The sequence below is a fragment of the Winogradskyella echinorum genome (assembly GCF_014297365.1).
Taxonomy (GTDB): domain Bacteria; phylum Bacteroidota; class Bacteroidia; order Flavobacteriales; family Flavobacteriaceae; genus Winogradskyella; species Winogradskyella echinorum.
In genome coordinates, this window is the sequence record NZ_JACOQD010000002.1 from 753,932 (window position 1) to 774,995 (window position 21,064).

The following is a 21,064-nucleotide window of genomic DNA, read 5'->3' on the forward strand; positions in this document are numbered from 1 at the left end:
GTCTTCGATTTAGCATGTATAAGAACTAACTATTATTATTGGTTAATAAAAAAGGTGAGCCTTAACTCACCTTGCAAAAATACTATTATTTAAGTCGTAAAAAAATTATTTCGCGTTTTCTCTTTTACGAGTTTCAATACGTTCTCTAGCTATGTTTAACGCAGCAGTATGTGGTGTTAAATTATTTACTTTAGCGTTATCTAAAATTTCGAGTGTTGTATTATAGATATTTTCCGTTTTACGGATTATTTCTTGTCTGTCATAATTTTCTAACTCTGCATACACATTAATAATTCCGCCTGCATTAATTAAAAAATCTGGTGCATAGACAATTCCTCTTTCTTGTAGAATCCTTCCATGTTTATTTTCGTCTGCCAACTGATTATTAGCGGCACCTGCAACTATTTTAGCTTGCAATTTGTATATGGTTTCATCGTTAATTGTAGCACCTAAGGCACATGGCGCATATATATCCATAGCTTCAGTATAGATATCATTTCCACCATAAATAGTGACACCATATTTTGAGCGTACTTCCTCTAAACGCTCTTGGCTAATATCTGAAATAGTTACATTGGCACCTTCGTTAACCAAATGTTCTACTAAAGCTTCACCAACATTACCAATTCCTTGTACAAAAACGTTTTTGTCTTCTAAAATATCTGACCCAAACTGAAATTTTGCTGCTGCTTTCATTCCCATAAAAACACCGTAAGCTGTTATAGGCGAAGGATTACCTGCACCTCCTTTGCTTTCAGAAATACCCGTTACATACGGAGTTACTTCTCTAACGGTATCCATATCTTCGGTGGCCATACCAACATCTTCCGCCGTGATGTAACGTCCACTAAGCGAATGTACAAATTCGCCAAAGCGTCTCATTAATTCGGGTGTCTTTTGTGTTTTAGCATCACCAATTATAACGGCTTTACCTCCACCAAGATTTAAACCTGTAATGGCAGATTTAAAGGTCATACCACGAGATAAACGTAGTACATCGTTAAGGGCTTCCCATTCGTTTTCGTAATTCCACATTCTTGTTCCACCTAAAGCTGGTCCTAAAACTGTATTATGAATACCAATTATAGCTTTTAAACCAGTATCTTTGTCGTTGCAAAAAACGATTTGTTCGTGATTATCAAAAGAATGCTGACCAAAAACTGGGTCCATTTTTTTTAACTCTTTTGAAGTTATTATTTCTGAAGTCATGTAAGTTCGATTTAAGGCTATTTGAAGATTCTCTAAAAACAGCGTGCAAAAATAAATTATAAATGGAGCATTAGCAAAATATTAACTAAAAAATACGATTATCGTAATACTTTTGCCCTACCAAATACAACATGAAAGCACTAAAACACCTCAATAAATACTTTTTTAAATACAGATATCGCTTAATAATTGGTGTAATCATCACAATTATAGCTAAGATTTTTGCCCTCTTTACTCCAAGATTGGTTGGCGCATCAATAAATGTAGTTTCGGATCGTTTAGATGGTAAAATTACAGAAGAAGTTTTTAGAAGCGAGTTAATGATTAATATTTTGTACCTAATTGGTGCCGCTGTTGTTGCTGGTATTTTTACTTTTTTAATGCGACAAACCATAATAAATGTGTCGCGCTACATTGAATTTGATCTTAAAAACGAAATCTATCAGCATTACCAAGTGTTGTCTTTAAATTTCTATAAATCTAACAGAACTGGAGATTTAATGAATCGTATTAGTGAAGATGTTGGTAAAGTACGCATGTATGTTGGGCCTGCTTTAATGTACACCATTAATACCATTACCTTATTTACAGTTGCCATAATTTATATGGTAAATACAGCACCTAAATTAACACTGTATACACTACTACCCTTACCATTTTTATCAGTAGCTATTTATAAATTAAGCCGAATGATTAATAAGCGTAGTACAATAGTACAGCAGTCACTCTCTACACTTTCTACCTACAGCCAAGAAACATTTAGTGGTATTTCGGTTATTAAATCTTATGGTATAGAACCAAAAACCTACAATGAGTTTGAAGAACTTTCGGCAGAGAATCGTCAAAAACAAATCAATCTTACCAAAGTACAAGCCTTATTTTTTCCTTTAATGATTCTGTTAATAGGTATAAGTAATCTTATTGTTATCTATGTCGGAGGAATGCAATACATGAATGGCGAAATAGAAAATATAGGTACCATTGCTGAGTTTATTATTTATGTAAATATGTTAACGTGGCCTGTTGCTACTGTAGGTTGGGTAACCTCTTTAGTGCAACAAGCAGAAGCGTCTCAAGAACGAATTAATGAATTCTTAAAAACCAAACCAGACATTACCAATAAAGCCAAAGCATTAACTCCAATTAAAGGAGATATAGAATTTAAAAACGTGTCTTTTGTTTATCCAGATACCAATATTGAAGCTTTAAAGGATGTTAGTTTTACTTTAAAATCTGGAGAAACTTTAGCAATCCTCGGAAAAACAGGTTCAGGAAAATCTACAATTTTAGATTTAATTGGTCGTCTCTACGATATTGATAACGGCACTATTTTGGTTGATGATAGTGTTATTTCCGATCTCAACCTATATAGTCTTAGAGAGAGTATTGGATATGTACCACAAGATGCATTTTTATTTTCTGACACAATTAAAAACAACATAAAGTTTGGTAAAGAAGATGCTACTGATGACGAAGTTATAGAAGCTGCCAAAAATGCCAGAGTTCATAAAAACATTATAGACTTTAAAAATGGTTATGATACTGTTTTGGGCGAACGTGGCATAACACTCTCTGGTGGACAAAAACAACGTGTTTCTATAGCTAGAGCTATTATTAAAAAGCCAGATATATTACTTTTTGATGACTGTTTGTCTGCAGTAGATACCGAAACAGAAGAGAAAATTCTTAAAAATTTAATAAAGCTCACCAAGGATAAAACGACTATTATTGTTAGTCATCGTGTGTCTTCCGCAAAAAATGCCGACCAAATTATCGTCTTAGATGATGGCAAAGTAATACAAACAGGAAGCCATGAAAGCCTTATAAATACTGATGGTTATTACAAGGAATTATATACAAAACAACTCTCCGAAAAAGAAATGTAATATTTAGTTGGTTAGCTTACTTTTTTTTTAGATTTTTGAATTGAAATTAAAAAAAAGATTGAGTTATGAGTGATTATGAAATGATGGACAAAGAAGAGATTTATTCTAAAGTATTACGTGCCGGAAGAAGAACCTATTTCTTTGATGTAAGAGCAACAAAAGCTGGTGATTATTATTTAACTATTACAGAGAGTAAGAAGTTTACCAACGACGATGGCTCTTTTCATTACAAAAAGCATAAAATATACCTTTACAAAGAAGATTTTACTGAGTTTAGAGAGATATTAGCCGAAATGACAGATTACATCATCAACGAAAAAGGTGAAGAAGTAATTAGCGAACGTCATCAAAAAGACTACAAGCGCGAAGATGATTTTGTAGCACAAGAAGCAAAAACTCCTGAAGACACAAAAGGTACTGACAGTTTTACTGACATTAGCTTCGATGATATTTAAAAATAACTTTTGTTAAATAATATATAACCCTAACAATAACTGTTAGGGTTTTTTTATTTTTAAACTTTAACCAACCTCACAGATATGCAACGTATAGTTTTACTTCTATTTTTAGCAACCACTACCCTATTTTCTCAATCTCAAACCGAATTATCTTATTATTTACCACAAGATGTTCAGTACAACCCGAGTATTCCAACACCGCAAAGTGTTATAGGACATAATGTTGGTAAATGGCACATTACACACGATAAATTAGCTGAATACATGAAAGTTTTAGCTAACGCATCAGACCGTATAACTATTGAAGATAGAGGCAAAACCTTTGAAGACAGACCTTTATTACTGTTAACTATTACGTCTCCAGAAAATCATAAAAACTTAAATGCTATACAGAAAGCACATATTGAAGCTACAGAAACTAACAGTGCTAATACCGAAAACAGACCTATTGTAGTTTATCAAGGATTTTCAATTCATGGAAACGAGCCGAGTGGCTCAAATGCCTCTTTATTAGCTGCTTATTATTTAGCAGCAGCAGAAGGTTCTAAAATTGATGATTTATTAAATAATACGGTAATACTATTTGACCCATCACTAAATCCAGACGGATTACAACGTTTTGCATATTGGGCCAATACAAATAAAAACATAAACCTAAATCCAGATCCTAACGACAGAGAATACCGTGAAGTTTGGCCTGGAGGACGCACCAATCATTATTGGTTTGATATGAATAGAGATTGGTTGCCAGTACAATTACCAGAATCTAGAGCACGTATAGAAACCTTTCACAGTTGGATGCCTAATATCTTAACAGACCATCATGAGATGGGTACCAATTCTAGTTTCTTTTTTCAACCAGGAATTCCGTCTCGTACACATCCACTAACACCACAATTAAATCAAGATTTAACAAAAGGTATTGCTACTTACCATGCCAAAGCATTAGATAAAATAGGCTCTCTTTATTATTCTGAAGAAAGTTTTGACGATTTCTATTATGGTAAAGGTTCTACGTTTCCAGATATTAATGGAGGTATTGGTATTTTGTTTGAGCAAGCAAGTTCTCGTGGTCATATTCAAGAAAGTGATAATGGCATATTAACCTTCCCATTTACTATAAAAAATCAATTTACGGCAGCACTTTCAACTTTAGAAGCCGCAAATGGTATGCGAAAAGAAATTTTAGAATACCAACACAACTTCTTTAAAAATGCAAGAAATGAAGCTTCTAAAGAAGCCAATAAAGCCATTGTATTTGGTGATGAAAAAGATGCTGCAAAAACATACCATTTAGCTGAAATTTTAAATCGTCATAAAATAAAATTTCACGATGTAAAATCTGATTTTACTTTAAACGGAAAGAATTATAAAAAAGGTTACAGTTTTATCGTTCCAAAAAATCAAAAAAACACGAGACTGATTAATGCTATGTTCGAAAAACGGACCACTTTTAAAGATAGCTTATTTTATGATATTTCTGCTTGGACATTTCCGTTAGCGTTTAACTTAGATTATGACGAAACCACTACCTCTAAAGCTGGAAAGGTTGTAGAAGAATTACAACATCTACGTGGAGGTGTTTCTGCAAAAAGCGAGTATGCTTACTTATTTGAGTGGAATGAATATTATTCGCCAAAACTTTTAAATGCAGTTTTAAAGAAAGGTTTACGTGCAAAAGTAAGTATGAAAACTTTTGAAGCAAATGGTAAATCTTACGATTACGGAACCATAATGATTCCTGCTAGAAATCAGGATATGAGTACCAGCGAAATTTATACCTTCTTAAATGATATGGCTCAAAAAAGCTATATTAAAATTGATGCCGTTTCAACGGGATTAAATAAAGGTATAGACTTAGGAAGTAACAATTTTAGAAGTTTAGAATTACCGAAAGTTGCCATTTTAGTTGGTGATGGCATCACGTCTTACGATGCTGGAGAGATTTGGCATTTATTTGATACAAGGTATGATATTGTAGCAACAAAACTAGACACCAAAAGTTTTGGACGTGCAGATCTAAGTCGCTATAACACCATAATTATGGTTAATTCTTTTTCTGGATTAAGTGATGGAAATACCAAAAAACTAAAATCGTGGATTGAAGATGGTGGTACGCTAGTGGCTTATAAAAATGCATTACGTTGGTTAAACTCTAGTAAATTAATGAAGATAGATTTTAAAAAGAGTAATCTTACTGCAAAAAATATTAGTTACGAACAACGTGGAGATTTTAGAGGTGCACAAGTTATAGGAGGTGCAATTTTTGAAACCAAATTAGACCGCTCGCATCCTATTAATTTTGGTTATAAAAATAATAATCTTGCTATGTTTAGAAACTCTACTTTGTTTATAAAAGCAGATAAAAATAGCTATAACAATCCTATACAATATACTAAAGACCCTCTATTGAGTGGTTATATCTCTGAAGAAAACTTAGATAGTATAAGTAGCACTGTTCCTTTAAAAATCGGTGGTATAGGAAGAGGAAATATTATTGGCTTTACAGATAACACCAACTTTAGAGCCTTTTGGTATGGCACTAATAAGTTATTAATGAATGCAATTTTCTTTAGAGATGAGATGTAGTCTGTTAGTTGTTAGATGTTAGATGTTAGATGTTAGATGTTAGATGTTAGATGTTAGATGTTAGTGAAACAAAAAACACCTATAGCAAACCAATGATTTAGCAAACAAACTTCTAAAGAATTAAACAACTAAACAGTTAAACAGTTAAACAAATTAAGACACCACCATTCCGTTTTTAACTTTAGTTTCTGGATGCAGAAGAAAAACATCATTTTCTTTAACTGCTCCTACTACTAAACACTCGCTCATAAAATTAGCAATCTGTTTTTTAGGAAAGTTAACCACAGCTACTATCTGGCGATTTTTTAAATCTTCTTTGGTGTATTGTGTGGTTATTTGTGCAGAAGATTTTCTAACTCCTAAATCACCAAAGTCTATGGTAAGTTGATATGCCGGCTTACGAGCATTAGGAAAATCATTCACCTCAATTATGGTGCCGATGCGTAAATCTACTTTGGTAAAGTCTTCAAATGTTATTATATTATCCATATTCTTACCCTAAAGAAGGGGTATTTATTTTTGAACCTTAAATATACTAAAAAAATAATGGCTAGAACAGAATCTAATATGTTACCCTTAGGCACAAAAGCACCTGATTTTAAATTGGTTAACACCGTTGATAATAGCACTAAATCACTCAACGAATTAAAAGGCATAACTGGTACTTTGGTAATGTTTATTTGTAACCATTGTCCTTTTGTAATCCATGTAAATTCACAGTTATCACAATTAGCTAAAGATTACATTTCAAAAGGTATTAATTGTATTGCTATATCTAGCAATGACGTAGATAATTACCCACAAGATGCACCGCATTTAATGAAACAAAACGCCATAGACAACGATTATATTTTCCCATATTTATACGACCAAACACAAGAGGTCGCTAAAGCTTATGATGCAGCCTGTACACCAGATTTCTTTTTATTTGATGCAGATTTAAAATTAGTATATACAGGACAATTAGATGACTCTAGACCTGGAAATGGTATTGCTGTAACAGGGAAAGATATACGCGCAGCTATGGATGCACTAGTAAACAACGAGGCTGTAAACCCTAATCAAAAACCAAGTATGGGCTGTAATATTAAGTGGAAATAAAAAATACCTCATTAAAACGATTTTAAAAAAATGGTGCTAATTATAAATTTTATTATATTGATAAAGAGGAACAAAAGCTCCTCTTATCCGGAAAATAGAACTGGATATTGAGTATATTTATCCTCATATAACTAGTTGCCCACAATTAAACGAAACCCTTAACAAACAAGAAACTGACTAGTTAACTAACTGAAAAACATAGTTCACTCAATCTGAATTTTTAAATTCATAAACCCGAATTAACTTCGTGGAAACGAATGAAACAATGAGAAAATTACTTTTATTACTAATATTTATTTTACCGCTAACAATATTTAGTCAAGATGAATATTTAGCTAACTTACCTATTAGTGGAGGAGTTTCAGAAATAGGAGTTTCACCTTCAGAAAAGATTTGGATTGCAACTAAAGCTGGTAACACATATTACACGGATAAAATAGGTGATTTATGGCATTTTGGACCTTTAGGAACAAAAGACCCATTATCAATTTCAAGTAGAGGAATTTTTGAAAGAGTGAGTTTCTTTTCAGAAGATATTTTGATGATTTCTGGCTTTATTCACGGAGAAAACTCAAATCAAGATTTTGTGCTTCGTTCAACGGATAAAGGAATAACTTGGAATAAAGTAAAATTTGGTAAAAGCAGTTGGATTGATGCTTTTTACATAAATGAGAGTGGAAAAGCTTGGATGAGTGGAAATTCTCAACTTATTTACTATACTGATAATAATGGGGAAACTTGGAAAAGCTTTGATAAAGCGGGAAATGAAAACGCATTAAGATTTAACACAATTCATTTTGCTAAAGATGAAAAAACAGGCTTATTTGGTTCTTTTTGGAATGTCCTTTACAAGACCACTGACAATTGTGGAACTTGGGAGAGATTGCCGACACCATTAGACCAAAAAAAATATAAAAGACTTTCCAAAGAACATAGACCTGACATAAGAAAAATAAGAATTTTTGGTGATTATTACATAATCAATCAACAAGGTAACATCTTCTATACAAAAAGCGATAATATTAACTGGATAGAATTACCAAATATATCTGACTTTGAAACCACATCTGATGAATCTATTTATTTAATTGACAAGGATTTAAAAATTGATTTAAGGGATTCAGAATTCGTTTCTATATGGAAATCCGATAAAGAATTGAGTAGCACACCTTCTGCTATCAACACAAAAAACAAAAGTCTTTTCGTTTTTACTTACGGAGAAATTTATAAAATCAACAAGACCGATTTTATAGTTTCAAAGCTTATGACAAATGAAGTGCCAATTAGAGAACCTTACTTAAAAGTAAATTATAGAGGAGAAGAAATTGGATTTGATGGAACTACTGTTTTAAGATTTGATAAAAATAGAACGGGATGGTATCGATATATGGAATTACCTGTTAACGTTTCAAACGCTGTTATTTTTGATAACCAAGTTGTGATTGCAGACAATTATTTAGACAAGAGGTTTGTTGTAAATATTGATGAACAAAAAATTTCTGAATACGAACTTCCAAAATCACTATTTAATCTATCGGCAAATAATATAGATAAGTTTTCTATAGAAATAGGAAGTCAAGGTTGTTTTCATAGCGACAGGCAATTCAGAGAATATCGATTAAAAAATAATTCATTTAAACTCTACAAAAAAGGTAAAGGATTTTTATCCAAAATGGATAAAGAAATAAATCCTCAATTATTAAATGATATAGTCAACGAAATTGATAATTCTCGTTTTAAAAAACTAACTGTAAACGATTTAGAAATTTCAAAAAAAGATTTGGACAACTTCAAAGATTTCATCGGTAAAGAAGAACAGAAAATAAAGAAAAAAGGCTTTGACCGTTTTGACTTCGAGAATTATTACACGTTTCCAGGTGAAAACACAGATTTTACTTTTTACAAAAATGTGGCTGACAGATTTGATTCGATTCCAGATGTTGTGATTAACCAAGTATTTAATACTGGATATGGCAATTGGAGTACCACAAGTGTTTGGAGAAAAATAACAATTGTTTTTAAAAACGGAGAAGTCTTGACCATTGAAAATTCAGACGATAAACCAAATTATTTATATACACCTTGGATTATAAATTTTAACGGATTAATTATTAAAAGTAACTCTTTAAAATTAGGTGAGTTCATTAACGAATTAACTAATGGAGATTTATATTCTGATGTTTCCAAAGAAAAAAATTACGCTATTTATAAGGTTTCTGATTTTCTTTACAAACAGTCACTGAATAAAAAATAACTGTGGGCAACAATGTGTATAATTCATTGCTAGTTATAGCCTACTTACGAAAGTCCTCGCGGACTTTCTATCTGTGATTTATTTGCTAACTTTAGTGCTTAAACACGCAACGAAATCATACACTAGACCGTTGTGGTGCATTTTCTCACTCAAATCTGATAAATGAAAAAACTGATATTTCGACTGACTTTACCTTTGACTTTAATTTCATTTGGAATTATAACAAAGTGGAGTTTCGGAATTGTAGTTGACGGAACTGATGAATTCTTTTACGGATTTCCATTAATTTATAAATGCGATGGATTTCACACCTCTTTATCTACGCAATATTTTCTGACAGAGATGGCAATTAATTTGCTAACTTATTTTTCCTTTTGGTTATTAATAACTTGGACTTTAAGCAGATTTTGGAAAATTAACATTCCTAAACTGATTTCTAAAATATTTTGGATTGGGTTTGGAGTTTTGTTTTTAAGCTTTATTTATCTATCAAATGACTTGGACGACCGATATTTAATAAAACGTGATTTTGACATTAAAATCTTTGACAGTGGAATTACAATTTTCGGAATGCACTCGACGGACAGAGATAAATATCAATCCAAATTAAATAATCAATCGGAATCTCGGAATTTTAAGAAAGAGGTATCTGAATTCGCTCTGAATTACTCGCCCAATGGAGCATCTGCTTTGGACTCAATTCCAGAAAGTATAGTTAAAGGATTTAAAGAGTTGAGAACTATTGACAAAAATGCTCACGAAAAATATGTGACTTTGATTTTTACCAAACTTTATGCTGAACATTTACAATGTTGTCATCAGTCATATATCATTGAACATTTCCCAGCAGATAAATCTGAATATAATTTTGATAAACTGACTATGGTAAATGAATTTGCTTTTATGTCAAACTATCTCGACGATGAAAAGTTACCTGAAATTTGGACTTCTGGAATTATAGAAAAATGGTTGACCGAAAACCCAGAATTGTTGGAATTTGAGCCAATTAGAAAATATAACCAATTCATCAAAACAGTATCTGAAAAGATTAAAAATGGCGATTATTGGAACAATTAAAAATAAAAAAACGACACCACAACACCGTGTATAATTAATGGCTAGTTATCGCCTACTTACGAAAATCCTCGCGGATTTTCTATTCGATTTTTATTTGCTAAATTAGGTGCTTAAACACGCCACTAATCATACACAATCACGTTAGGCACAATTTGAATCAACTTTATGAGAATACGATATTGCTGGAGATGTAAAATGGATATTCCCATGCTGGAAGGTGAAGAAAGTACTATTGCTTCCCAATTGTATTCAGAAGGATTTAAAACGTTGGAAAAGGATAGACAAAAGCGATTTAAGAAGCTTCTCGATTATTATAATGACTTAACTGGATTCGGAGAAACCGAACCAAACGCCATCATTCATCATTTTGCTGATATGTATGGTCCAGATTGTGAGAATTGCGGAAAACCTTATAGAACTCACAAAGCGTCATTTTGCGCTGCTTGTGGAAATAAAAGAAAAATGAAAAAACTCTTTTTAGACGATGTTAGAACTATAGAAATGGTTTATGATAAATCAATGGAATCGGAATTTGACATTGTTCGCACCTACTCTGCTTTTGTTGATTATATAAAAACTAATGGTCTTCCAAACTACATAAGTTTTGATAATGACCTTGGACTTGGAGAAGACGGAAAAGTAGCACCTGATGGATTGGCTGCCGCTAAATGGTTAGTCTACGAATCTGGACTTGATTTACGGCATTTAGAATTTAAAGTTCATTCTGCAAATCCTGTTGCTGCCGAACAAATAAGAGGACTTTTGAATAATTATATAAAACACCTTAAAAAACTGAATGAAAGTTCTTGAACAACATAACATAAATGCATTGAGCAAAATCATATATCAGACGAATATAATGCCTTCTGGAAATAGTCGTTCATTTAATAAATTAAGTGAAAAATTGATTCTTAACTTTCAAAACAGATATGAATTGGAGAAAATAAAAAGAGTAATCTCAAGCGAATTAATTACGACTTACGGACTTTCTGTAAATGAAAACGAAGTGGAGGAAATTACTAAAATAGTAAGTTCGTGGTATAATAAATAAAAACTGTGCCTAACACCGTGTATAATTAATTGCTAGGTCACTGCCGACTTACGAACATTCCTGCGGAATATTCTATCTGTGATTTATTTGCTAAATTAGTTGCTTAACCACGCAACTAACCATACACAACAACGTTACCACACATTTGAGAAATGCCAACACCAATTCATAGTAAAATAATAAATAAAATTGCTCGGAAAATTTTAAAGGAGCACGGAATTGTTCGTAAAGGACAATCTCGAAAATGGCTTGATGACCAATATTGGTTTACAACTGGAATTGAATTTCAACCTTTTAAAGACAGAAGAGGAACTTGTTTAAATGTTGGTGTTAATTTTCATTGGTATGAGCAAAGCTATTTTTCCTATGACATTGGATATAGAGAATCTGAATTTATTGACTTTGTGAATGAAGAGCAATTTGAGAATGAAATGAATTCTCTCGTGGAATTAGCTTTAAAACGAACATTAGAATTGCGTGAGAAATTAACGGATATAAGAACTGTAACGAATACAATACTCAATCACGAATATACAAGCGATAGTCTTTGGGGAAATTACCATCGAGCAATTATTTGCGGACTGAATAACGAACCAAAAAAGTCCGAACATTATTTTAATCTCGTTTTAGAAAACAAATTGGAATGTGATTGGGAACAGGAACTAAAGCAAAGAGTTGAGAAATTAAAAACGGATTTGAATAATACTGTAGATTTTAGAAATAGGATTGACAAGATTATTGAAAAAACTCGGATTAAAAAAAAATTAAAAGAAACTGAAATAAAAAACGTGTGGTAACACCGTGTATAATTAATTGCTTGGTCACTGCCGACTTACGAACATTCCTGCGGAATATTCTATCTGTGATTTATTTGCTAAATTACGTGCTTAACCACGCAACTAACCATACACAAAACCGTTGTGCGTCAGCTGAAGAAACCGAAAACAAATGGCAATTTATCAATATTATTTAGCGGTTGTTCCTAAAGAAGGAATTCTAAAAAAACACAAATTGATTCCAGCCAAAATCGGAGTTTGTACCGAAACTGGATACTTTGAATCTGATGCGGAACTATATTGGAAAGAAATTGATAAAAAAGCAGAGGAAATAACGCCAAAAATTGACTCAATTGTAAAAAGAGCTGATTGGGGAAATAGTAATTCAAGTTTTAACTGGAAAACATATACTGAAACTTTGGACAATGATGCTTTTATGGGATTGGATGAAGAAACATTCTCGATAACTGAATTTTCCTTTAGAGCGGATTTGCGAGAAAATGGATTTAAGTTCTTGAAAAATATGATTGAATTGGGAAAAGAAAACGACTGGATGTTTATGGACAGAAAAGGTAAATTAATGAATGCTGATTTTGAAGAAATCAAAGAAAGTATTCGGAATTCGGACGCTCATAGTTTTTTGAAAGACCCAATTAAGTTTTTAGAAAGTCTCGATAACGAAAATGAATAAAGCCGAACGCACAACAATGTATAACCGCAATTACGGCGGATTCGACTACGTCCGAATCCACTCGGAATTGCTAACGCCTGTGCTTAACCGAAAATTAACGCATATTAACCCGTAACTGACGGTTATACGAGACCGTTACCCAACATTTGAAAACCGTCACGAAACATAACCTAAAACTGAATTTAAAAGAAGCCACTTCTTCTTTATTAGAAATGGCGAGAAATTCTTATTGGAATAAAATTTCGGACAATACGAGTTACATAATTTCAGAAATAGTAAATGACGAGCGGAATTTTTTTGATAAACGAATCGCACGTAAAAAAGCAAACGAGAAAAAACAACCAAAATCACTTGAGCAAATAACAGCTGAATTAAAAGACTTTTATGAAAATCTTTATGATATAAACCTGTACATCTATAAAAGCGAAAAGGAAAGCACAATAATTGAAATTCAATACTATCCGAAATCATCACTCGAACCTGACTTTTACGAAACTGTAAAAGAAAATAATCCAATGCTACATTGTAAAGTTGGACTTCCAAATTATCGAAGAAATGATACAGACAAATTTGATATTAATTGGGAATTGGGTGGAATTCGTCACGAATGGAATAGTTTTCTAGGTAAAATCCGATTCAAAATTTGGGGATATAAACGTGAAATAAGAAAAAAATTGAGGAGAGTTTAATGAACATAAGTTTTGACCTTGATAGCACATTAATTCCAAACGGAAAGGAATTTGAAACTGAAAAGAGAAACGGAATTGCAAAACTGTTCGGAATTGAGGAAATGCGGAAAGGCACTCGTGAATTGATTTCTGATTTACAAAACCAAGGTCACAAAATTCATATTTATACAACATCATTTAGAACTAAAAGAAAAATACGATTGACTTTAAAGTATTACGGAATAAAAGTCAGCCGGATTGTAAACGAAAAAGAAAATCGAAAAGTTTTAAAATCTCGGAATATTAACTCATCCAAGTTTCCACCAGCATTTGATTTTGACTTACATATTGACGATTTAAAAGGTGTTGGAATCGAGAGTGAAAGATTAAATTATAAAGCAATTATTGTTGAACCGACTGATAAAAATTGGATTGAAAAAATAAAAAGCGGAATAAAAAACGTTGGGTAACACCTTATAAAATTAATTGCTAGTTATAGCCTACTGACGAAAGTCCTCGCCGACTTTCTATCTGTGATTTATTTGCTAAATTCAGTGCTTAAACCACGCAACGAAATCATAAACTAGACCGAAGCCAGTAATTTGAAATGACCGAAATTTTAAAGAAGTATTTAGTTATTAAATGGTGGTTGCCGATATTAGTTTTCGGTATATCAATCATTCTTTTCATTAGCGGAGCAATTCTACCAAATACTGACTTTGCATTTTACACTGTTTTATTTTTTGGTGTTGTATTACTGATTTCAACAATTTGGCAATTTTTAAAAGGTAAAATAGCAATTGGATTTTTACAGTTGTCAATATTAGCAATACCAATTTTGTTTTTCGGATTTATGGTTTATCTATTTTCTGGAATGATGAACAAACCGGACGGAGAATTAGCTTTAGACAGAATTGAACATTTGATTCAAGAAAAAACAGACTTAACTATCCCAAAGGATTTTGAGATTTTAGAAAACCTTATCGAGCATACAGAAGGAGCTTTAGACTCTGATTATTTTATAGGACTGACAATTCAATATAATGAATATGACGAGAAGAATATTGTAGAACAAATTCTCAAAAGTGCAGAATTGAAATCAGATAAAGGTTCGTGGAAAAAATATGACAACGGATTTGATTTTGAACATAATAAAAACGAAATAAATAGAGCTGAACCGTTTTATTTCAAAGTAGATACTCTAAATAATAAAATGGAATTGAATTTAAGTCACTTGTGAATAAAAAATTACTGGCAACAAAGTTTATAGCTCATTATTAATCAGTCGTTTAATCAAAGTTAAGGCGTGTTTGGAAAGTCTCCAAATTTTTAAATTTGACGATTTCCAATAAAAAAGATAAATAGTAAAATTTAAAAAACTGGCTTATACTCAACCGAAAAATAATCGCTAATTTGCACGCAACGAGCCATACACAATCACGTTGTACGCAATATCCCAAAAACATCACGCTGAAATAAATGTTTAGTTTTAGAAAGAACAATTTAGAAAAGATAAAATCATTCATTCGGAACTCGGACGAAATTGGAATTGATAAATCTGACAAAGAGAAACTAATCAAAATGATTAGACCGACAGTTGGAATTAAGACCAAAGCCTCTGATGATAAAAACCTTAAAGTTGGAAAATCCAAGATTGGCGGAAAACCTGATTTACCAAAAGATTTTGAATGGCCGAGGGCAAATGGAAAACCGATGTTGTTTTGTGCTCAATACAATCTTGCGGAATTAATAAAATTTGACAAACAAGACCAATTACCAAAAAAGGGATTTTTTTACATCTTTTTAAGTCTGGACGAAAAATGGAATGAATTTAACGGAGTAAATCAGCCATTTAAATTCATATTCAGCGAAAATGAAAATATTTTCCGAACGGAATTTCCCATTGACATCGAAGAAAGCCAAAAGTTTAAAACGGCAGAAATCCAATATTTCCAATTTTATACAATTCCTGATGACGAGAATTACAAACTATTTAAGTTTGACAAAAAATACGATGATTTCTACTTTTACTTTTACCAACCAACGGAGGAATATATTATAGAAGAACTTTATGAAGATTCAAATAAAATGCACCAATTACTTGGTTATGACAGGTCTATTCAATCAAGTGTAGTTTATGAATTCGCTTCTAAAGAATTAGGTCTTTATGGAGCTGAAAGTTCGGAATATAAAAAGAGATGGAATGAAATTTTGGAACTATCCAAAACGTTTGAACTACTTCTTCAATTAGATTGCGATGATTCAGAGACTGACTTGTCAAGATTTGGCGGAAGTGGAGTTTATTATTTTGGACTTTCAAAAACTGATTTAGAAAATAAAAAATTTGACAGTATTAAAATGTCGTTTCAGATGACATAAAATACTGCGTACAACAACGGCTATAGTTCATTACGGCTGAAATTCCTATTCGGAATTTCAAGCCTTTTTGCTAAATTTATGTTACGGCGGAATGATACTCGCGTACCATTCCGTAACGAAACCATAGCCAAAACCGTTAGCAACTATTAAAAAAACTCACTGCAATAATTGAACAATGTTAGTTCTGAAAACTTTTCCAATAGGAATGATATGGTCAGAAATAAATATCCTGTTTCCCTCAATACTTTTAATATGCTTTGGAGCAACAGCAAATGATTTGTGAACCTGCAAAAAATCTTCTTTTGGTAATAAATCTAATACACTTGATATTTTTTCCCGAATAGTAATGATTTCTTGTGTTGTTATCACTTTTGTATAATTTCCTGATGCTTCAATAAATAAAATAGTATCAATTTCTACTTGTGTGTATTTTTTATTACTTCGGAGAAAAATACGCTTCGAAACTACATTGTTTTTAGACGGAACAACCTCTTGAGTAATTGATGTACTAAAGGTTTTATTAATAGCCTTTAAAAAGCGTTCAAACCCAAAGGGTTTTAATAGATAATCAGAAATATTAAGCTCATAACCTTCAAGAGCAAATTCTTTATAGGCAGTTGTGACAATTACTTTTGGCGGGTTTCTTAATGTTTTTAGAAAATCAAACCCTTTCAATTTTGGCATATTCAGGTCTAAAAACATCAAATTCACCTCATTTTTATTTAAATATTCAAATGCTTCCAAACCATCATAGCAATTTTTCATTAACTGCATATTTGGTAACAAATCACAATAATTTTTTATAATATCGTGCGCTATATGTTCATCATCAATAATTAAATAAGTAATCATATTAGTTTAAAATTAATTTTACGCTGTAAGCGTTTTCAGTAGACGAAAATAGCAAGTTGTGCTTATTTGGATAAGTTAATTCTAATCTTCGCTTTAAATTTTTCAAACCTATTCCAGGTTTGTTGTTTAAATTTTCAGAACTATCAAAATTATTTTCTATCATAAAGGTTATGTTGGTTTCTGATGATGTAAAATTGATTGTTACGTTTGCATTTTCCCTTAAATTCTCAACACCGTGTTTAAAAGCATTTTCTAAAAGAATAATAAATAGTAATGGAGCAACTCTTTTATTTTCATCAATATCACAATTGAAATTAACAACTATATTCTTATGATAACGCATTTTGTGAAGTTCAATGTAATTCTTTAAATAGTCAACTTCTTCCTTTAGTGTTACCGTTTCGTTTTCACTTTCGTAGATACTGTAACGCATCAAATCAGATAATTTTAGAATTAACTCTTGTGCTTTTCCTGCATCTTTATTTACCAAGCCATATAAGTTATTGAGCATATTGAAGAAAAAATGCGGACTTACCTGACTTTTTAAAAGCATTAATTCAACTTTTGATTTTTCGTTTTTCAATTTTGCAATAAAAATAAGCTGACGAATAAACCAATAAACGCCTAAACCAAGTAGCAGTATATAATAGGAAATAACAATAATGACAATTTTAGGATTGTAATTTCCCAAAAACATAACGGACTTATTATCAGTAAAAATTACTTCGTAAATTGTAAGTAGTATAGGTATTATCGCCAATATCAACAAAAATATGATAATCCATTTCTTATTATAATTTATAAATTTCATAACGCAATAATACGAGTATATATAATCCTTTACAAAAAAGTTGACATACAATCAATTATAGGTTATGTAACTGAACTCAAATGTGATGAAGTGACTTTATCCGCGTCAGGAAACCGTTTATAAATCTGTAAAAGTTGTTTATCACAATTATTTTGGAAGTTATGTAACCAATTTTAGGTTTGCTGAAATTAAAACTTAAAATAATGAAAAAAAGAATTTTTAGATACGTAAAACACATATCCATAACCCTATTAGTATTAGGCACATCCGTTATTCTATTTGGTCTTTATCACGGAGCAAGTATGCACTATGGAGATAATCCTATAATGATGGATTGGGATAAAGATGGTCCTTATGTTTTTTATAAAAATGATAGCATTTTAAACGTAAATTACATTAAAGGAAATCAAGATGATGGTTTCTTTTTAGAACAAAAAGAATATTCGGTTAACTCAAGAATCCCAGCTTTTTGTCATTTCCCACTTGATTCGACAAGCTTTGACTTTTCTATAAATACAGACATCAAAAGTCCTTTAAACACTTATGACGATAATAATAGGATTTTAGCAATTTCTGATATTGAAAGTGGTTATAGAACTTTTCGTGATTTTCTTATTAATAACAAGGTTATCGACAAAAACCTAAACTGGATATTTGACACAGGACATTTAGTTTTAGTAGGTGATTTTGTAGATAGAGGTTTTTCAACAACACAAGTACTGTGGTTTATATACAAATTAGAAAAAGATGCTGAAAAAAAAGGAGGTTTTGTTCATTTTATTTTAGGTAATCACGAATTGAAAAATATGCAAGGAAATTATGATTCTTCATCCCCAAAATATTTTCACGTTGCTTCAATTTTAGAAAAACAACAACGCCAATTGTACGATTCAAATTCTTTTATAGGTAGATGGCTGGCAAGTAAAAATACAATGGAACTCATCAACGGTACACTTTTTACACACGGAGGAATACATCCAGATTTAGTTGATTATAATTTGAGCATAGATGAAGTCAATGAAATTACGAGTAATAATTATTATAAACCTTTCTATCCTAAACCAGAAAAAACCAAAGCCCAATTTTTGAATTCAACTCATACAGGAATTTCTTGGTACAGAGGGTATTTTAAAGATAATTTGACACAAGAAGATGTTGAACTCGGTCTTCAAAAGTTCAATGCAAAATCAGTTGTAGTTGGACATACACTTCAGTCTAAAGTCAATAGAAAGTACAATGGAAAAGTCATAGGAATTGATGTAAAGCATCCCAAGGATTATCATAAAAACTTTCCGAACAGTAAATCAGAAGGATTACTGATTGAAGGAGGCAAATATTATAGAATTTTATACAACGGAAAGAAGGTGGAAATATAACAGTTGCTAACACCGTGTATAATTAATTGCTTGGTTTTAGCCAATTTACGAAAGTCTTCGCGGACTTTCTATCTGTGATTTATTTGCTAACTTTAGTGCTGAAACACGCAACGAAATCATACACAAACACGTAAGCAAGCTGAAAACAAGATTGTAACTTTAACGAAAAACAGTAAAAAGTGAGAAAATTAAAACTTCAAATTCAACTCTCGATTGATGGATTTATTTCTGGTCCAAACGGAGAAATGGACTGGATGATTTGGAATTGGGATGAAGAACTAAAGAACTTCGTCAAAGAAATAACAGAATCGACTGACACCATCGTATTAGGACGAAAACTTGCTGAAGGATTTATTCCACATTGGAAATCCAACAAAGAATTGGAAGGTGCTGAAAAAATTAATAACTCAAATAAAATAGTTTTTACAAAAACGCTCGAAAATACTGAATGGGAAAATACCCTTTTGGAAAAAGGAGATTTAGTCGAAAAAATAGAAAAATTAAAGTCCTCAACTGGAAATGACATAATTGCCTATGGAGGTGGCGAATTTGTTTCTTCATTAATTAGAGAAAATTTAATTGACGAATATTATTTTTTCATAAACCCTTCGATTTTGGGGAAAGGAATGCCAATATTTGAGAAAGTTAATTATAAAACTGAATTAAAATTGGAAAGAGCAAAAGCCTACGAATGTGGAATAACAGTTTTGACATATAAAAAGTAAAAGCCTGCTTACAACAACGTGTATAATTAATTGCTTTGGTCGTTGCTTATTTGGAAAATTCCTTCGGAATTTTCTCGCGTTCGTTTTTGTTTACTAAATTAGTGGCTTAACCACGCAACTAACCATACACAATCACGTTGTAGGTAATTTAAACGAACTCAAATGCTTCGAAAGGAAATTAAAGATGATAATGAACTCTATCTGTATTTTAATGAGAAATTAATCTACAAAAGATGGTTGAATCAAGGTTATTCAAAAGTATTTGACAGATTCGCTTATGGAAAAGACACTTTTATAAGCATTACAGAAGACGAAAACGGGAAAATTAAACAATTAAGAAAAATATTTATAAACGGAGAATTTTGTGATTCCAAGTTAGACTTTTGGAACAAATACATTGAAGAAATGGAATTTTCCGATAAAAAAGATTTTGGAAAAAATCTTGATGCGTTTAATGATGCTATAACAGCGAAAGGACCTGGTTTCCCAGGAGACTGTATTATTGAAATAATCGGAATTAAAAAATTAATACAAATATTTGGGAAAGATGATTTTGATTTTATCATAGACACTTTGCAACAAGCTGAATTCGTTGATTTAATAATTGAAAAAGATGAAAGTTGAATCATATAAAATAAAAGGCTGGAAAGAAAAGGAAACAGGAGTACTTATTTCAGAAAATGAAAATTGGATTTTGGTAAATCATATTCCTGCAGACTATGCATTGGACGGATTTAAATTATACAGAAAAAAGTTTGTGAAAAAAAGAATTTCTGGCGCATCTGAAAAGCAGATTGAGAGAGTTCTGAATTTAAAAAACATAAAAACACCTAAATTAAAAGACTTTGTATTTAATGATGTTTTGGGAATCCTAAAATGGAGCGAAAAAAAATATGGATTATTCGAATTCCAAGACAAAGGAGAAACTGAATTATTTTATGGAAAAATAAATCGAACTGAAAATGACATTCTAATAATCGATATGATAAAGTCTAATGGACAAATTGAAAAGGATTATGATTATGATTTCTCACTCAAAAAAATTCGCTCAATTACATTTGAAACTGATTATTTTGAATCAATTAGACTATTAATGGCTGACGAAATAAAAAACTACCTACAACAACGTGTATAATTCATTGCTAGTACTTGCCTACTTAC

22 protein-coding genes are annotated in these 21,064 nt (G+C 31.5%); 18 read left to right on the top strand and 4 right to left on the bottom strand.

What is annotated here, in order from left to right; translation table 11 throughout:
* Nucleotides 1–105: 105 nt before the first annotated feature.
* The gene (locus H8K90_RS10455) at nucleotides 106–1,209 is read right to left on the bottom strand and encodes a Glu/Leu/Phe/Val family dehydrogenase (protein WP_186845907.1); all 1,104 of its coding nucleotides are present in this window, start codon (nucleotides 1,207–1,209) and stop codon (nucleotides 106–108) included.
* Between the two features lie 131 nt (nucleotides 1,210–1,340).
* Here H8K90_RS10455 and H8K90_RS10460 point away from each other — a divergent pair, with 131 nt between their 5' ends.
* The 3 genes from H8K90_RS10460 to H8K90_RS10470 all read left to right on the top strand — a co-directional run bounded on the left by H8K90_RS10460 (nucleotide 1,341) and on the right by H8K90_RS10470 (nucleotide 6,142).
* Nucleotides 1,341–3,095: an ABC transporter ATP-binding protein gene (locus H8K90_RS10460; RefSeq protein ID WP_186845908.1), complete on the top strand. Its 1,755-nt coding sequence runs from the start codon at nucleotides 1,341–1,343 to the stop codon at nucleotides 3,093–3,095.
* 65 nt (nucleotides 3,096–3,160) lie between these two features.
* A complete protein-coding gene (locus H8K90_RS10465; protein ID WP_186845909.1) occupies nucleotides 3,161–3,550 on the top strand; it encodes a PUR family DNA/RNA-binding protein in 390 nt (129 codons plus the stop codon).
* 84 nt (nucleotides 3,551–3,634) lie between these two features.
* Nucleotides 3,635–6,142 carry a M14 family zinc carboxypeptidase gene (locus tag H8K90_RS10470; protein WP_186845910.1) on the top strand — a complete coding sequence of 836 codons (2,508 nt, stop codon included), beginning with the start codon at nucleotides 3,635–3,637 and terminating at the stop codon, nucleotides 6,140–6,142.
* A 153-nt stretch (nucleotides 6,143–6,295) separates the two neighbouring features.
* Here the strand turns inward: H8K90_RS10470 and H8K90_RS10475 are convergent, their stop codons facing one another.
* Complete coding sequence (locus tag H8K90_RS10475; RefSeq protein WP_186845911.1) at nucleotides 6,296–6,631, bottom strand: tRNA-binding protein; 336 nt, start codon at nucleotides 6,629–6,631, stop codon at nucleotides 6,296–6,298.
* 57 nt (nucleotides 6,632–6,688) lie between these two features.
* Here H8K90_RS10475 and H8K90_RS10480 point away from each other — a divergent pair, with 57 nt between their 5' ends.
* From H8K90_RS10480 to H8K90_RS10535, 11 genes are all read left to right on the top strand, one after another.
* Nucleotides 6,689–7,243, top strand: a complete 555-nt coding sequence (locus H8K90_RS10480) for a thioredoxin family protein (protein ID WP_186845912.1) — start codon at nucleotides 6,689–6,691, stop codon at nucleotides 7,241–7,243.
* A 265-nt stretch (nucleotides 7,244–7,508) separates the two neighbouring features.
* On the top strand, nucleotides 7,509–9,497 hold the full coding sequence (locus H8K90_RS10485; RefSeq protein ID WP_186845913.1) for a WD40/YVTN/BNR-like repeat-containing protein: 1,989 nt from the start codon (nucleotides 7,509–7,511) through the stop codon (nucleotides 9,495–9,497).
* Nucleotides 9,498–9,659: 162 nt separating this feature from the next.
* Nucleotides 9,660–10,574: a hypothetical protein gene (locus H8K90_RS10490; RefSeq protein ID WP_186845914.1), complete on the top strand. Its 915-nt coding sequence runs from the start codon at nucleotides 9,660–9,662 to the stop codon at nucleotides 10,572–10,574.
* A gap of 165 nt (nucleotides 10,575–10,739) precedes the next feature.
* Nucleotides 10,740–11,384, top strand: coding sequence for a cyclic-phosphate processing receiver domain-containing protein (locus H8K90_RS16990; protein WP_246457645.1), 645 nt, complete (start codon nucleotides 10,740–10,742; stop codon nucleotides 11,382–11,384).
* 19 nt (nucleotides 11,385–11,403) lie between these two features.
* The gene (locus H8K90_RS10505) at nucleotides 11,404–11,625 is read left to right on the top strand and encodes a hypothetical protein (protein WP_186845915.1); all 222 of its coding nucleotides are present in this window, start codon (nucleotides 11,404–11,406) and stop codon (nucleotides 11,623–11,625) included.
* A 152-nt stretch (nucleotides 11,626–11,777) separates the two neighbouring features.
* A complete protein-coding gene (locus H8K90_RS10510) occupies nucleotides 11,778–12,422 on the top strand; it encodes a hypothetical protein (RefSeq protein ID WP_186845916.1) in 645 nt (214 codons plus the stop codon).
* 151 nt (nucleotides 12,423–12,573) lie between these two features.
* Nucleotides 12,574–13,092 carry a hypothetical protein gene (locus H8K90_RS10515; protein ID WP_186845917.1) on the top strand — a complete coding sequence of 173 codons (519 nt, stop codon included), beginning with the start codon at nucleotides 12,574–12,576 and terminating at the stop codon, nucleotides 13,090–13,092.
* Nucleotides 13,093–13,238: 146 nt separating this feature from the next.
* The gene (locus H8K90_RS10520) at nucleotides 13,239–13,781 is read left to right on the top strand and encodes a hypothetical protein (RefSeq protein WP_186845918.1); all 543 of its coding nucleotides are present in this window, start codon (nucleotides 13,239–13,241) and stop codon (nucleotides 13,779–13,781) included.
* Entirely contained in the window at nucleotides 13,781–14,230 is a 450-nt protein-coding gene (locus tag H8K90_RS10525; RefSeq protein WP_186845919.1) for an HAD family hydrolase, read from the top strand. The genes H8K90_RS10520 and H8K90_RS10525 overlap by 1 nt, the downstream gene beginning before the upstream one ends.
* A 137-nt stretch (nucleotides 14,231–14,367) precedes the next feature.
* Complete coding sequence (locus H8K90_RS10530) at nucleotides 14,368–15,000, top strand: NAD(P)-dependent oxidoreductase (RefSeq protein ID WP_186845920.1); 633 nt, start codon at nucleotides 14,368–14,370, stop codon at nucleotides 14,998–15,000.
* 341 nt (nucleotides 15,001–15,341) lie between these two features.
* Nucleotides 15,342–16,139, top strand: a complete 798-nt coding sequence (locus H8K90_RS10535; RefSeq protein WP_186845921.1) for a DUF1963 domain-containing protein — start codon at nucleotides 15,342–15,344, stop codon at nucleotides 16,137–16,139.
* 156 nt (nucleotides 16,140–16,295) lie between these two features.
* Here H8K90_RS10535 and H8K90_RS10540 read toward each other — a convergent pair whose 3' ends face one another.
* Entirely contained in the window at nucleotides 16,296–16,991 is a 696-nt protein-coding gene (locus H8K90_RS10540) for a LytR/AlgR family response regulator transcription factor (RefSeq protein ID WP_186845922.1), read from the bottom strand.
* 1 nt (nucleotide 16,992) lies between these two features.
* Entirely contained in the window at nucleotides 16,993–17,574 is a 582-nt protein-coding gene (locus H8K90_RS10545) for a sensor histidine kinase (protein WP_246457646.1), read from the bottom strand.
* Between the two features lie 431 nt (nucleotides 17,575–18,005).
* On the opposite strand from H8K90_RS10545, the gene H8K90_RS10550 reads away from it, so the two are divergent.
* The 4 genes from H8K90_RS10550 (at nucleotide 18,006) to H8K90_RS10565 (ending at nucleotide 21,038) form a co-directional block, all read left to right on the top strand.
* On the top strand, nucleotides 18,006–19,178 hold the full coding sequence (locus H8K90_RS10550) for a metallophosphoesterase (protein WP_186845924.1): 1,173 nt from the start codon (nucleotides 18,006–18,008) through the stop codon (nucleotides 19,176–19,178).
* Nucleotides 19,179–19,357: 179 nt separating this feature from the next.
* Complete coding sequence (locus tag H8K90_RS10555) at nucleotides 19,358–19,903, top strand: dihydrofolate reductase family protein (protein WP_074673399.1); 546 nt, start codon at nucleotides 19,358–19,360, stop codon at nucleotides 19,901–19,903.
* A gap of 162 nt (nucleotides 19,904–20,065) precedes the next feature.
* The gene (locus H8K90_RS10560; RefSeq protein WP_186845925.1) at nucleotides 20,066–20,527 is read left to right on the top strand and encodes a barstar family protein; all 462 of its coding nucleotides are present in this window, start codon (nucleotides 20,066–20,068) and stop codon (nucleotides 20,525–20,527) included.
* The gene (locus H8K90_RS10565; protein ID WP_186845926.1) at nucleotides 20,517–21,038 is read left to right on the top strand and encodes a hypothetical protein; all 522 of its coding nucleotides are present in this window, start codon (nucleotides 20,517–20,519) and stop codon (nucleotides 21,036–21,038) included. The genes H8K90_RS10560 and H8K90_RS10565 overlap by 11 nt, the downstream gene beginning before the upstream one ends.
* The last annotated feature ends 26 nt before the right edge of the window (nucleotides 21,039–21,064 follow it).

Excerpts from the sequence above, each read along its gene's own strand:
- H8K90_RS10490 (WP_186845914.1), top strand. The coding sequence starts at position 9,660 with ATGAAAAAACTGATATTTCGACTGACTTTACCTTTGACTTTAATTTCA.
- H8K90_RS10460 (WP_186845908.1), top strand. The coding sequence starts at position 1,341 with ATGAAAGCACTAAAACACCTCAATAAATACTTTTTTAAATACAGATAT.
- H8K90_RS10480 (WP_186845912.1), top strand. The coding sequence starts at position 6,689 with ATGGCTAGAACAGAATCTAATATGTTACCCTTAGGCACAAAAGCACCT.
- H8K90_RS10475 (WP_186845911.1), bottom strand. The coding sequence starts at position 6,631 with ATGGATAATATAATAACATTTGAAGACTTTACCAAAGTAGATTTACGC.
- H8K90_RS10525 (WP_186845919.1), top strand. The coding sequence starts at position 13,781 with ATGAACATAAGTTTTGACCTTGATAGCACATTAATTCCAAACGGAAAG.
- H8K90_RS16990 (WP_246457645.1), top strand. The coding sequence starts at position 10,740 with ATGAGAATACGATATTGCTGGAGATGTAAAATGGATATTCCCATGCTG.
- H8K90_RS10550 (WP_186845924.1), top strand. The coding sequence starts at position 18,006 with ATGAAAAAAAGAATTTTTAGATACGTAAAACACATATCCATAACCCTA.
- H8K90_RS10530 (WP_186845920.1), top strand. The coding sequence starts at position 14,368 with ATGACCGAAATTTTAAAGAAGTATTTAGTTATTAAATGGTGGTTGCCG.
- H8K90_RS10485 (WP_186845913.1), top strand. The coding sequence starts at position 7,509 with ATGAGAAAATTACTTTTATTACTAATATTTATTTTACCGCTAACAATA.
- H8K90_RS10465 (WP_186845909.1), top strand. The coding sequence starts at position 3,161 with ATGAGTGATTATGAAATGATGGACAAAGAAGAGATTTATTCTAAAGTA.
- H8K90_RS10565 (WP_186845926.1), top strand. The coding sequence starts at position 20,517 with ATGAAAGTTGAATCATATAAAATAAAAGGCTGGAAAGAAAAGGAAACA.
- H8K90_RS10560 (WP_186845925.1), top strand. The coding sequence starts at position 20,066 with ATGCTTCGAAAGGAAATTAAAGATGATAATGAACTCTATCTGTATTTT.
- H8K90_RS10470 (WP_186845910.1), top strand. The coding sequence starts at position 3,635 with ATGCAACGTATAGTTTTACTTCTATTTTTAGCAACCACTACCCTATTT.
- H8K90_RS10535 (WP_186845921.1), top strand. The coding sequence starts at position 15,342 with ATGATTAGACCGACAGTTGGAATTAAGACCAAAGCCTCTGATGATAAA.
- H8K90_RS10510 (WP_186845916.1), top strand. The coding sequence starts at position 11,778 with ATGCCAACACCAATTCATAGTAAAATAATAAATAAAATTGCTCGGAAA.
- H8K90_RS10515 (WP_186845917.1), top strand. The coding sequence starts at position 12,574 with ATGGCAATTTATCAATATTATTTAGCGGTTGTTCCTAAAGAAGGAATT.
- H8K90_RS10540 (WP_186845922.1), bottom strand. The coding sequence starts at position 16,991 with ATGATTACTTATTTAATTATTGATGATGAACATATAGCGCACGATATT.
- H8K90_RS10455 (WP_186845907.1), bottom strand. The coding sequence starts at position 1,209 with ATGACTTCAGAAATAATAACTTCAAAAGAGTTAAAAAAAATGGACCCA.